General features: G+C 43.5%; 14 protein-coding genes. 3 read left to right on the forward strand and 11 right to left on the reverse strand.

Annotated features, from left to right (window positions below; all coding sequences use genetic code 11):
* Positions 1 to 65: 65 nt before the first annotated feature.
* The 7 genes from RNZ41_RS10355 to RNZ41_RS10385 all read right to left on the reverse strand — a co-directional run bounded on the left by RNZ41_RS10355 (position 66) and on the right by RNZ41_RS10385 (position 6,086).
* Positions 66 to 809 (reverse strand): BamJ family beta-barrel-assembly machinery protein, encoded by a 744-nt coding sequence (locus RNZ41_RS10355; RefSeq protein ID WP_409950749.1) that lies wholly within the window; start codon positions 807 to 809, stop codon positions 66 to 68.
* Positions 810 to 960: 151 nt separating this feature from the next.
* Positions 961 to 1,806: a BamJ family beta-barrel-assembly machinery protein gene (locus tag RNZ41_RS10360; RefSeq protein WP_096488297.1), complete on the reverse strand. Its 846-nt coding sequence runs from the start codon at positions 1,804 to 1,806 to the stop codon at positions 961 to 963.
* Positions 1,807 to 2,168: 362 nt separating this feature from the next.
* Complete coding sequence (locus tag RNZ41_RS10365) at positions 2,169 to 2,804, reverse strand: lysophospholipid acyltransferase family protein (protein WP_314027238.1); 636 nt, start codon at positions 2,802 to 2,804, stop codon at positions 2,169 to 2,171.
* 101 nt (positions 2,805 to 2,905) lie between these two features.
* Positions 2,906 to 3,244: a YnfA family protein gene (locus RNZ41_RS10370; protein ID WP_314027239.1), complete on the reverse strand. Its 339-nt coding sequence runs from the start codon at positions 3,242 to 3,244 to the stop codon at positions 2,906 to 2,908.
* A 27-nt stretch (positions 3,245 to 3,271) separates the two neighbouring features.
* Positions 3,272 to 3,433, reverse strand: a complete 162-nt coding sequence (locus RNZ41_RS10375; protein ID WP_314027240.1) for a hypothetical protein — start codon at positions 3,431 to 3,433, stop codon at positions 3,272 to 3,274.
* A 13-nt stretch (positions 3,434 to 3,446) separates the two neighbouring features.
* Complete coding sequence (gene parE, locus RNZ41_RS10380) at positions 3,447 to 5,336, reverse strand: DNA topoisomerase IV subunit B (RefSeq protein WP_314027241.1); 1,890 nt, start codon at positions 5,334 to 5,336, stop codon at positions 3,447 to 3,449.
* Positions 5,337 to 5,456: 120 nt separating this feature from the next.
* Positions 5,457 to 6,086, reverse strand: coding sequence for a YqiA/YcfP family alpha/beta fold hydrolase (locus RNZ41_RS10385; protein ID WP_239741277.1), 630 nt, complete (start codon positions 6,084 to 6,086; stop codon positions 5,457 to 5,459).
* A 261-nt stretch (positions 6,087 to 6,347) separates the two neighbouring features.
* Here RNZ41_RS10385 and RNZ41_RS10390 point away from each other — a divergent pair, with 261 nt between their 5' ends.
* Both RNZ41_RS10390 and RNZ41_RS10395 read left to right on the forward strand, forming a co-directional pair.
* Positions 6,348 to 6,626, forward strand: a complete 279-nt coding sequence (locus RNZ41_RS10390) for a DUF1289 domain-containing protein (RefSeq protein WP_314027242.1) — start codon at positions 6,348 to 6,350, stop codon at positions 6,624 to 6,626.
* 47 nt (positions 6,627 to 6,673) lie between these two features.
* Positions 6,674 to 7,660 carry a putative bifunctional lysylphosphatidylglycerol flippase/synthetase gene (locus tag RNZ41_RS10395; RefSeq protein ID WP_314027243.1) on the forward strand — a complete coding sequence of 329 codons (987 nt, stop codon included), beginning with the start codon at positions 6,674 to 6,676 and terminating at the stop codon, positions 7,658 to 7,660.
* Positions 7,661 to 7,784: 124 nt separating this feature from the next.
* Here RNZ41_RS10395 and RNZ41_RS10400 read toward each other — a convergent pair whose 3' ends face one another.
* Positions 7,785 to 7,940 (reverse strand): DUF1328 domain-containing protein, encoded by a 156-nt coding sequence (locus tag RNZ41_RS10400; RefSeq protein ID WP_007115844.1) that lies wholly within the window; start codon positions 7,938 to 7,940, stop codon positions 7,785 to 7,787.
* A gap of 651 nt (positions 7,941 to 8,591) precedes the next feature.
* Between RNZ41_RS10400 and RNZ41_RS10405 the strand changes: the two genes are divergently transcribed.
* Positions 8,592 to 8,945 carry a hypothetical protein gene (locus RNZ41_RS10405; RefSeq protein ID WP_065253561.1) on the forward strand — a complete coding sequence of 118 codons (354 nt, stop codon included), beginning with the start codon at positions 8,592 to 8,594 and terminating at the stop codon, positions 8,943 to 8,945.
* 282 nt (positions 8,946 to 9,227) lie between these two features.
* On the opposite strand, the gene sstT is transcribed toward RNZ41_RS10405, so the two are convergent.
* The 3 genes from sstT to RNZ41_RS10420 form a co-directional block, all read right to left on the reverse strand.
* Positions 9,228 to 10,466, reverse strand: a complete 1,239-nt coding sequence (gene sstT / locus RNZ41_RS10410; protein WP_314027244.1) for a serine/threonine transporter SstT — start codon at positions 10,464 to 10,466, stop codon at positions 9,228 to 9,230.
* Positions 10,467 to 10,591: 125 nt separating this feature from the next.
* Positions 10,592 to 11,059: a DNA polymerase III subunit chi gene (locus RNZ41_RS10415; RefSeq protein ID WP_203171284.1), complete on the reverse strand. Its 468-nt coding sequence runs from the start codon at positions 11,057 to 11,059 to the stop codon at positions 10,592 to 10,594.
* Between the two features lie 22 nt (positions 11,060 to 11,081).
* Positions 11,082 to 12,596, reverse strand: coding sequence for a leucyl aminopeptidase (locus RNZ41_RS10420; protein ID WP_312177066.1), 1,515 nt, complete (start codon positions 12,594 to 12,596; stop codon positions 11,082 to 11,084).
* Between the last annotated feature and the right edge of the window lie 75 nt (positions 12,597 to 12,671).

Raw genomic sequence — 12,671 nt, forward strand, 5'->3', positions numbered from 1 at the left:
CTCAATAGGAATATGAGCGTTTTTTCATAGCCAAGCTGGGGGAAAACTTTAAGATAGGAAAAAACTTAAAGTTTGACAGGTTGGGTCACAGGTGGATTGACTTGTAACAGCTCAATATCAAAAATCAATACGCTGTTGGGCTGGATATCGGCATTGCCTGCTTCGCCATACCCCAAATTAGCGGGGACAAACAGACGGTATTTACCCCCTTCTTTCATCAACTGTAGCCCTTCTGTCCAACCTTTAATCACTTGATTGAGTGGGAAAGTCACAGGCTCGCCACGTTTATAAGAGCTGTCAAAAATGGTACCGTCAATCAATCGCCCTTCGTAGTGGACTTTGACTTTGTCCGTCGCTTTAGGCGATTTGCCTCTCCCTTGTGTTAGCACTTGGTATTGTAGACCCGACGCGGTAGTCATTACGCCTGATTTTTTGCCGTTTTGTAGCAAGAACTGTTTGCCTTTTGCCGCATTGCTAGCTGCTAACGCTTGTACTTCTTTGGCATAGGCAATTTCTTTGTTTTTTTGATAGTCTAGCAATACTTTTTGCATTTGTTTTTTGTCAAGATTGGGCGACTGCGCTGAGTAGGCATCCCGAAATCCCTGAAAAAACGCATCAAGATTTAAATCATCAATACTGTCTTTGTTGCTCTCACCCATCAGATAGCCAAAACTATAGCCGACTTGTGCCAATGCTGGGCTAGTTGCCGTTACTGTTGATTTTGGTACATAAACAGAGGACGCAACTTTGTTTGCGTTAGTGCTAGCCGGTGCGGCATTTGCACTGATTGACGTAACCGCTAATAGCATGCCAGTAGCGATGCCAGTCACTAAATTTACTTTTTTATATCCTAAAATCATTGGGATGTTCCTTTGCCATCGTGCCGATGAGTAGGGCGAGCGAATTCAATAGTTGCGCTTGCCCCGCTGATTGAAATCACCTATCTGATGCCAACCCCATCTATTGGGCAGGTTGAGAAGCTGACTGCATGGATTCAATTTGTTGTTGTAATTGGGCTTGGATATCTGCTGCGGCAGGCTGTGCAGCATCAGCCGGTGGATTGACTTTTACCAAATCAACATCAAAGATAAGCACACTATTTGGCTCAATACCACCTTGAGGGGCACCTTGCTCACCGTAAGCAAGTTTTGATGGAATGTAGAAGCGATATTTGCCGCCTTCTTTCATCAATTGTAAGCCTTCAGTCCAACCCGGGATAACTTGGTTAAGCGGGAATACCGCAGGCTGACCGCCATGCTGTGCAGTGCTATCAAACACTTTACCGTCTAACAATTTACCTTCATATTGTACTGCTACGATATCTGTGGCTTTTGGCTGCGCGCCGGTACCTTCTTTAAGCACTTCATACTGTAAGCCAGACGCGGTAGTTTTGACCCCTGCTTTTTTAGCGTTTTGCGCTAGGAAAGCCTCGCCTTTGGCTTGGTTGTCTTGTAGGCGTTTTTGGATTTGGTTTTGCTCATAGGTTTGTACCGCTTTAATCATTTCTTCACGGGTCATGGTCGATGTTTTACCATTAAAACCGTCATTGATACCTTGATTGATATCAGCAGGATTGAGGTCTTTGGCGTCTTTTTTGACGTTTTGACCCATCATATAACCTAGGCTATAACCTACTTTTGCCACTTCACTGCTTTGGGCATTGATAGCGGCTGAATTACTAGCCAACTGACGGCTACCGATGGCGGCTACTTGTGGGTCATTGCCAAAACTTTTGATAAAAACGGGTGATAATGCCAAAGCACCTAACACAACTGCTGCCAATACGGGAACTGTATTATTGCTCATAAAATTTCCTATCTGATATGTCCAATTAAGGTCTAATAACTACTTAAAAATCGTCTCAAAATTGTATCTATCATAGCAGAAATAGTTTGTAAAACCTATGGCATCGTCAGGTTTAGGTTTTTTTGTGGGCAAATAGCGGCGATAGCAAAACGGTCTTTAAATTTATGCCCTTTTGTCGACTGTATCGTCAGCAAAAGGACTTTCATGGCGCATTTTTACCCCTTTTTTCACCCTATCAGCCCGCTATGATGAATGGGATGAATGTGACAGCAGACTTGTTAAGCCCTTAATATCAAGCTACCTTAACTAAAAGTAGCTCAACGTAGAAACAGCATAAGAAATTTATGGGGTAGCTAAGACAGTTAGCCATGCAAATCTTGCAACGGCTGTGACATTTTTTCAAAATGCTTACCCAAAACGCCGCGATAGTTTTCTAAAATTTTGGGTAAATCGGCGTCATAGTCGCCTGTTGGGTAAAACAAAGGCATAAAGCGCATTTGTTTGGTGTTATAGTCCATCGCAATCGGTAAAATGGGTACGCCTGCCCCCACAGCAATATAATAGAACCCTGTTTTCCATTTTTCGGTATAACTGCGTGTCCCTTCAGGTGCCAACCCTAACCAAAGCTGCTCTTGTTGGTTAAATTGCTCAATGGCGGCCTGCAAAGTTGAACCTTTTTTCTGACGGTCAATCGAAATCATCCCGCCCCATTTTAAGAAAGACCCGATGAGCGGGAGACGAAACAGCTCTTTTTTACCCATCAATTTAAAATCAATGCCAACCGATAAAATGCCCATGACCGCATTCCAGCCATCTTCATTGGAGGTGTGAGGGGCAGCGAGCATCACTAGTTGTTTGACATCAGGTACGTCACCGACCACTTGCCAACCTGTTATTTTTAAGTATTTTGCGGCAAGTTTGGCGATTTTTGGGTCATGACGGCGCGGCACGTTAGACCCAAATTGGCTAGGGTCTACTGGCGTTTGGTTGATATCCATGAATATACTCTTTGAGATACTAGATTGAATTAAAATACTAGGCTAAAATTTTCAGTTTACATTAGTTCACTGAAATTAGCAAATTTGTTGATTGGAGGAATTTATAATAAACTTTTGGGCTGAAGGATGATAATACTTGCACCCAACAATATTACCAAACCGCCAATGCTGTCCCAGTGCGTCAGAGAAACGCCATCGACAAATTTTAGCCATACCAAAGCCGTCGCAATATATATGCCACCATATGCGGCATACACTCGCCCTGTCGCGGTGGGATGAAGGGTCAATAACCATACGAACAGGGCAAGCGTGATGGTCATAGGCACAATGAGCCAAAGCGGTTTGTGCTGTTTGAGCATCAGATAGCCAATATAACAACTGACAATCTCGGCAATGGCGGTGATAAAGAATAAAAGCAGGGTAATCAACAGTTTAGTCATATTCGCGGATTTGCCCCATGTTAGATGTTAGGCAGAAGGGGAAAATTGATAAATCGCATCATGAGCGTCATTTTCTTTTGAAAAGTCTAAAGCGTCATAGGATTTATCTACTTGATAATGTTTAAACGTATCAAATAGCCATGCACTTTCAAATGTACGCGCTATCAGTGTAAGCTTAACGTCAATCATTTTTGCCTAGCCATTAAACCCCAATTTCCGCCAAATCGCCTTTTTGCTCAAGCCATACTTTACGGTCGCTGGCACGTTTTTTGGCAAGCAGCATATCCATCACGCTATCGGTCGCAGTTGGGTCATCAAGGTCTAGCTGCACCAAACGTCGCGTATCAGGATTCATCGTGGTTTCACGTAGCTGTTCGGCACTCATCTCGCCTAAGCCCTTAAATCGGGTAATTTGCGGCTTTTTGTTTTTTGCCACTTTTTTCAAGATTTGCTCAAGCTCGTCATTATCAAGGGCGTACTCCACATCTTTGCCAATATCAATGCGGTATAGCGGTGGCATAGCGACATACAAATGCCCAGCATCAACGACCGCTTTAAAGTGTTTGACAAACAGCGCACACAGCAGCGTGGCAATATGCAGTCCATCCGAATCGGCATCTGCCAAAATACAGATTTTATCATAACGCAGTTCGCTCAAGTCGTCCGAATCAGGATCAACGCCAATGGCAATGGCAATGTTGTGGATTTCTTCACTGGCAAGCACCGTATCGGGCGATACTTCCCATGTGTTCAAAATCTTGCCTCGCAGGGGCATAATGGCTTGGAAATGACGGTCACGTGCCTGTTTTGCTGAGCCACCTGCCGAATCCCCTTCCACCAAAAACAGCTCTGCGCCATCTCGCAAATCACCGCGACAATCCGCCAATTTGCCTGGCAGTGCCGGTCCTTGGGTAATTTTTTTACGCTCAACTTTTTTGGCGGATTTGAGGCGTTTGCCCGCTTTATTAATCGCCAATTCAGCGATTTTTTTGGCAATCTCCGAGTTTTGATTGAGCCAGAGGCTAAAGCCATCTTTAGCAAAGGCTTGTACCACGCCCGCCGCTTCTCGGCTCGATAAGCGCTCTTTGGTCTGTCCGCTAAATTGCGGTTCGGAGAATTTTAGCGATAAAATATAATTGACCCCATCCCACACGTCTTCAGGAGCGAGTTTGACGTTGCGCGGCAGTAGATTGTGCAGTTCACAAAATTCTTTTAACGCGTCAGTAATGCCTGTGCGTAGTCCATTGACGTGGGTGCCACCTTGTGCTGTAGGAATCAGATTGACGTAGCTTTCTTGCACAGGCGTACCACCCTCGCTAAGCCAACAAATGGCAAAGCTTAAACCTGCTCGCTCGCCTTTTTTGGCGTCGTAATTAAACACAAATGGCTGTTCTGGCAAGGTGGTTTCTTCGACCAGTTGCTCAGTGAGATATTGCGATAGCCCATCGGTAAATTGCCAAACGTCTTTGTCGCCGTCAATTTCATTGATAAAAGTAATGGTCAGCCCTGCCGATAACACGGCTTTGGCTTTAAGATGATGTTTGAGTTGTTTGATGTTAAATTTTGGTGAATCAAAGTATGTTTCATTGACCCAAAACCGCACCAACGTACCGCGTTTTTTCTTGTTAGAAGACGGCGCAACCGCCAGCGGAGCAACGGCATTGCCATCGACAAATTGCATGGTGAACACTTCGCCATTTCGCCACACAGTGACATCGACTTTGTGCGATAAAGCATTGACGACTGAAATCCCCACCCCATGCAGACCGCCTGAGACTTGGTAGTTGTCGGTAGAAAATTTACCGCCTGCGTGTAGGCGTGTCAAAATCAGTTCAATGCCCGATTGCTTAAATTCGGGGTGAATGTCGGTGGGCATGCCGCGTCCGTCATCTTCGACTGACAGCGAGCCGTCGGTGTGTAGAATGACAGTAATGTTGTTGGCGTGACCTGCAAGGGCTTCGTCCACTGAGTTGTCGATGACTTCTTGGGCAAGGTGGTTGGGACGTGTGGTGTCAGTGTACATGCCAGGGCGACGGCGTACCGGGTCAAGACCTTCTAATACTTCAAGTGATGTGGATGTGTAACTACTCATAACAACCTTAATTTTTTAAAATTTTAAATGATTCATAACAAATACAAATAGTAGATATAGCTAGTGATATGACGCAAACCCATTTTCTAGGTTAATGCTTGAACTTTTGACCAACATTTTTTATTTAATCAACGGCAAGCCGAACAAGAACAGTATGATTTGCGGTAGTTTGGTTTCAAAATCACTCATCACATGGTCGCCACCCTCTTCCACAATGATATGGCTTTGGGCATTGCTTTTTTCCAAAGCGCTTTGACTAAAATAATTGACCGCATCTTGGAAATTGAGCAACTCATCGCCTTTTTTCAAGATTACCAATAAATTCTGCGGATTGAGCGATTGTTCGGGGCGATTTGCTACCAGCCACTCAATATCTTTTTTACTAATATGCCAACCATCGGGGGTCACGTGACCGATATAATCATCGGGCAAACCGTCAAAATCTTCCCCAAAAAAACGCTTGAGACTTGTGCCACTGTGCACACTTGGATTGAGCAATACGGTTTTTTTACCTGTCAAATTTGCCAAAATATTGCCATAAAATCCCCCGAGCGAACTACCGACCAAACCTGTATTCGGGTCTTTGGCAATAATTTCTTGGATTAAAGCAATCGACTCATTGGGTGAACGATTCAAATCGGGCGCAACAACCTTGATTTGTGGGAAATTTTTGGCACAAAAATCTTTGAGTTTTTGCGCTTTTTCGGCGTTTGGATTGCTATCAAGTCCGTGAATATACACAATTTGCATGGCTTTATCTCAAATTTTTAATTATAGTAAATTATCATATCGACTGTTGTTGATTTGGCTAACATTTAATCTTAGCATTGCTTGGCTAAAATAGCCACGATGCGAGGTCTCAACACGTTAAAATTTGTCGTGTTAGTTAGATAGCCGTGTTTGGTGGTACGTTTTTGTCTGTGTTATTTGATTTTCCGCCCAGTTAACCCTATCTCTGCATAGGTGGATTACTCGTCCATTGGCATGGCGTAGTCAGGAGTTATCACCGCGATGGAGCAGCAAGAGTTATTTGAGATTGCCAGTCCTTGTATTCAAGTCTGCGAGCTCGATAAACAGGGTTATTGTAAAGGCTGTTTGCGCAATCGCACTGAGCGTGACCTTTGGCTACTGATGAATGACTCACAAAAGCGGCAAGTACTTAAGTTATTGACTATCCGACGACTCAAACGACTGCGTGCCCAGCGTTTGGCGCACCAAACCCCTACTGCGCAAGATGACGAGCTGAATTTAACATTGTTTAAAGATAATGAAAGTAATGTTGAAGATTAATTGATTAAATGATTGTAATGTCTACTAAAAAATATTAGGTTGAATGCATGAATAGCTCTTGGTTTAAGCAGGTTTGGCGACTTGCATTAACAGCGATTACGGTATTGATTTTCTTTATGGCAATTCGTGCGCTTTATCATTTGACCGAAACTGTGCACTATCAAGACGTTCTAGACGCTATCGCGCATATTCCTACCTTCCATCTTATTATCGCCGCCATCGTGGTGGCTTTTGGTTATTTAGTACTCACCATTTATGATTTTATTGCGCTCCGCCAAATCGGCAAAAAACTTGATTACCGCCATGTCGCCCTCACCTCTTTTACCGCTTATGCCATTAGTCACACCATTGGACTCAATCTTGTCACCGCGAGTGGTATCCGTTATCGTAACTATCGCCGTTTTAATCTGACTCATAATGAAATTGCCAACATCGTCTGGATGGTGTCGATGGCGTTTACCTTTGGCATTACCACGTTGATTGGGGCGTCTTTGACTAGCCATCCTGAGATTACCATTCAACTATTGTCTGAACTGGATAAATCGCTTGGCATCTTTGATCATACTTTATATGTACGGATGCTTGGCATCACCATGTTAAGTATGATTGCTGCGATTATTGTATATGCTGGCAAGCAAGGCAAACATGTGGTAATTCGCGGTTGGCGCTTTGACTTACCGCCCGCCAAAATTGTGCTGCAACAGATTGCAATTGCCATTTTAGATTTAAGTACCGTGGCGTTGGTACTATATTTACTATTGCCGCCTTCTGAGCATATCAGTTATTGGGCGACCTTTTCTGCGTTTATTCAATCAATGGCAATCGGCATCTTAAGTCATGTCCCTGGGGGATTGGGCGTATTTGAAGTGGTTATGATTACGGCTTTGCCCAAAGTCGATCGGACGCAGATGCTGGCGGTATTATTGATTTTTAGATTACTGTATTACATCATGCCATTTTTGGTTGCCTTACTGGCATTGCTGGCGTACGAGGCAAAGCTATATTTGAATGAAAATTCTGATAAAAAAAAATAACCTTTTAATTTTTAACACGTTGCATCAAACAAACGTATTTTCATATAGTAAAAGGTTATTTTAAGCGTGTTTGGTACGATCATACCAAATTAAATAGACATATCTTATCTTATTACTTTAGTGTCTAAACTTTTCGGCTAATAAAGGCGATGATAAATAAAATTACCGCTACTGCCAAGAACACATATGCCAAGTTTGCTGATAGACCTGCGACACCACCAAACCCTAAGAAACTCGCAATGAGTGCGATTACCGCAAAAATAATAGCCCAACGAAACATGATAATTCTCCTTTTTTTATTGTTTTAAATGTCATGCGCTGCAGTTAGACATTTTGCATTTAGATACTTTAACGCTTTACATTTTAGTTTTAGTTAAAGCCTGTTAACCTATGCTTTATTGCATGAGTACATATTAAAATAATTCTATAGCGTTGTATCGAGCACTTTTGTAAGGTTTGTGGCTTTCTCATAGCCTGTGTATAACAAAGTGCAAAAAAAAACCATGCATGGTTAATGATGTTCATGCTTCTGGTAAGCATTAGTAAGTATTGCAATGCTGTGTTAATGGAGCTGTAGCTTTGTTAATGCCGTCAGATTACTTGTCTTTTGCTCCCGCCCTATGCCTAGACCATAGAATTTAGCCTACAATAAAAATTTACCTCTTTGCATTGATAAGCTCACTGATTGTTAACGCTACCGAATAACTTCCTTAATGGCATTAGGATTTATTTACGTATTCTCAACATTTTGTCCCTAATCCTTACATTGTTGCGGCCGATGATTGTTTTATAATGGCATCTAGGCTTTTAGTATTTCCTTGACCATTATTCTCTTTATAATACTGTCATATTTGGGAATTATACTAACTACCTATATAACTATAGAATAACTATAGACGCATGTATAGCAATCAACAATGAGGAAAAAATTATGAAAAAATTAGCCACAACACTTACTGCATTAGTCATAGCAACAGGTCTTACCGTGAGTGCCCAAGCAGCGACTAAAGTAACAACTACGACCAAATCGACTACCACACACAAAAACGTAGCAACGGCAAAAGCAAAACCCCAAAAAGCTACCCAAAAATCCACAAAAGCATCAAAAAATACTCACAGCACCAAAGCTTCAGCCAAGGCTAAAAAAGGCAGCAAAGTAGCTCCAAGAACCAGTGAAGTAAACATTGATATCCCAGCTGACCTAAAAATCGACGAAAGCAGCAACAAATCTGTTGCGCCAGTCGCGCCTAGAAATGCCCAATCAAATCCTGGGTGGTACCAGTAGCGCAAGTTACCCAAACAGGTCCTGCGGTTTAATCAGTCACCGTGCAACCGGTTGATGATAACACAGCGATTGCCTCAACAACGACAACCGTACCTGTTGACGTACAAACTGTACCCGTTGTAGTAAACCCATAATCGCTAATTGTTAAACGATTTTTATAAAAAAAGATGCCTGCGTGGCATCTTTTTTTGTGGCTAATTAGTGGATTGATTATTTGGTCAATAAAAAAGACACTCTGAATACCTTTTTTATTGTTATATGACTCAAAATCTTTAGCAACTTTTAGCGGTGATAAGCAGCATATTTGGGATCTGCTGCCGCGGTGAATAACACGTCCGTTGATGAGTTGAGTGCTGTCTCAACCGAGTCTTGTACTACCCCAATAATAAAGCCAATCGCGACTACCTGCATGGCAATGGTATCAGGAATATTAAAGAAACTACAGGCCAATGGTATCAATAGCAATGAACCCCCTGCAACACCCGATGCCCCCGCCGCGGCTAAGGTAGATACTACCGCTAACAACAGCGCAGACCCGAAGTCCACATGAATACCTAACGTATGTGCCGCTGCCAATGTCATGACATTGATGGTAATCGCTGCCCCTGCCATATTAATGGTGGCACCTAACGGGATAGTGATTGAATAGGTATCTTCATGCAAACCCAACTTATGCGCAAGGTTTAGATTCACAGGAATATTGGCAGCTGAACTGCGAGTAAAGAAGGCGGTGATGCCACTTTCTTTAAGACAGGTAAACACCAGTGGATAAGGATTTTTGCGGGTTTTGACAAATACAATCAATGGGTTTACAACCAACGCGATAAATGCCATAGAGCCGACCAACACTGCTAACAAACGGGCATAACTTAATAACACCGACAGCCCCGTTTCAGCGATGGTTTGTGTCACCAAGCCAAACACACCCAATGGCGCAAACCAAATCACCCATTTGACCACGCTTGAGACCGCTTCTGCCAAATCGTTAATCATTTGCTTGGTATGGTCTGAGGCATGGCGCAAGGCAAGACCCAAAATTGCTGCCCAAGATAGCACGCCCATGTAGTTGGCATTGACGATCGATTTGACAGGATTTTCCACCATGTTGGTCAAGAGTACTTTTATCACTTCTGCTAAGGATGACGGTGGCGTCTGACTGACCTCACCGGCTTTTAAAATCAATTCGGTTGGGAATAAAAAGCTTGCTACTACCGCCGTCAAAGCTGCCAAGAACGTACCTGCCATATACAGCACCAAGGTTGAGCGGACATTGACCTGAGTGCCTGATTTATGCTGACTGATAGCGGCAATGATTAAGATAAACACCAACAACGGTGCAATCGCTTTTAACGCACCGACAAACAACGCACCCAAAATTGAGATGGTTTGCGCCACACTCATCGATAAACCGCCGATGATAGTCGGATTGGCTAATGAACCGACTAAAATACCAAGTATCAGCCCTATCACAATCAAAGGCACCAACCCCACGCGCTGATACGCTTGGATAAGCTTTAACATAATAACCTCTTAATATTTCACCGCAAAAATGGCTGATATATTAACATTTTTTAACAATTTGCATAAATTATTTTTAAAATCGTCAACTTGTCAACTTAACTCTATCAAAGTGTTGGGTAGAGAGGTTATCGGATTTGAAAAACTTGGATGGCAGGTGCGCTGTTGGTTGCTAGTGATTGTAATTGTGCTTGATAAACGCGGTATTTTTGACGACCACTTTCAACCTGTTCGGGGGCGGCGTCGATGACTTCTAGCAGGCGGCTAGCTTGGGTATCTACAATTGCTTCGTTAGTGAGATTGATGACGACGCCATCAAATTGGGTGACAAGTTCGATATTATCAGTAAGTACCACACTGGCAGGGAGTTTTTGGTGGTAAAAGGCATCAAGTCGCTGGATAATTTGGTGGGGAATAAATGCCACATCACTCAATGACCATAGTCGCTCATCAAGTGAGGGTAATAGCTCGGACGCTGCCACCACAATAATGCTATCCTCGCTTTTGGCTAGCACGGTTGAAATTAGCTGGCAGACGAACGCCAGCTGTTTTTTTTGCGGGGATAAAATATAAAAACTAATTTGTGATGCCATCATGGGGTGGTCAGCATCCTATCACCTAAACTGCATCTTGGGTAGCTTGGCGATAGAGATAATGCATCAACAACGGCACTGGACGACCCGTTGCGGTTGGCTCTTTGCCCGACTGCCACGCTGTCCCTGCAATATCCAAGTGCGCCCAAGGAATATCTTCGACAAACTTCGATAAAAAACACGCCGCTGTGACTGACCCTGCTGGCATACCGCCAATGTTTTGCATATCTGCCATGTTGGATTTAAGCTGCTCTTGGTAGTCATCATCCAGTGGCATGTGCCAAACACGGTCATACGCTGATTCGCTAGCTTGTTCAAGCTCAAAAATCACATCTTCATTGTTACTGTATAGACCTGAGCGCACATAACCCAGCGCCACGATACACGCCCCAGTCAAGGTTGCCATGTCGATAATCACTTTTGGCTGATAGCGCTGCACATACACCAAGGTGTCGCACAGTACCAAACGACCTTCGGCATCCGTATTGAGGATTTCCACGGTTTTACCATTCATGGCGGTGACGATATCACCAGGGCGAGTCGCTGTTCCTGAAGGCATATTCTCTGCACAAGCGAGTGCGCCAACGACTTGCAGCGGTAGACGCGCTTCACATAGCGCTTTAATCATCCCCATGACTGCAGCCGCACCGCCCATGTCGTATTTCATCTCACCCATACCCAAACCTGGTTTGAGTGAGATACCACCACTGTCAAAGGTGATACCTTTACCCACCAGTACAATCGGTTGCTCTAGGCTTGATTTTTTGCCTTTGGTTTTGCTGTTTTTGTCTTTTTTGGCGGCTTTGCCATTGTACTCAAGTAATACCAGCTTAGCTTCATGCGCGGAGCCGCGAGCGACTGCCAAAAAGCAGTTCATCCCTAATTGCTGCATGTCTTTTTCACCCAATACCTTGACCGTCAATAGCTCTGGGTATTGATTGGCCAAGCTTTGCGCTTGCTCTGCAAGATAGGCAGGGAAACACACATTCGGTGGCTGATTTGCCAAATCTTTGGTGAGTGATTGACCTTGGGCAGTCGCCTGTTGCAGCTGTAGCAGGGCGTCAAACGCGGCTTGGTTGTCTGCGCTGACCAATAAGGTCACGTCTTTTAGCGTCGGTTTATCCGCTTTTTGCGATTTATAAATATCAAAGGTATAGCTTTGATTCAACAGGGCTAATGCAAACTGACCAAAACTCACTTCATCCATACTATCGCCTAAACTAATCACCGCAGATTTGGTAAGACGACTCAAACTTGCATAAATTGCTTTGGCAATTTTTTGCAAGCTACCGCCGTTTAATTTATCTTGACTGCCCACGCCAACCAACAATAAACCCACATTGTTGTCAGTACCATAATTGATTGCGGTATCGGCAAGCTTACCCTTAAAACGACTTGCTTCAATCAAGCGACTGACAGCGGTTTGTAGTTCGCTCGTTAGTTGCCCCATAGTTTGGCTATTGTCATCTACCAATACCACGTGATAGCTATTCTTGACCGTTTTTTTAAGCGCGGTCGCTAGTGTCAATGTCAAACTCATTTAAGCTCCTTAATTATTGTCATCAAGAAATAACTATTATCATAGCATACCTATTATGGTATTTGGGTTATAGCA

This window comes from Moraxella sp. DOX410, assembly GCF_032248735.1.
Taxonomy (GTDB): domain Bacteria; phylum Pseudomonadota; class Gammaproteobacteria; order Pseudomonadales; family Moraxellaceae; genus Faucicola; species Faucicola tetraodonis.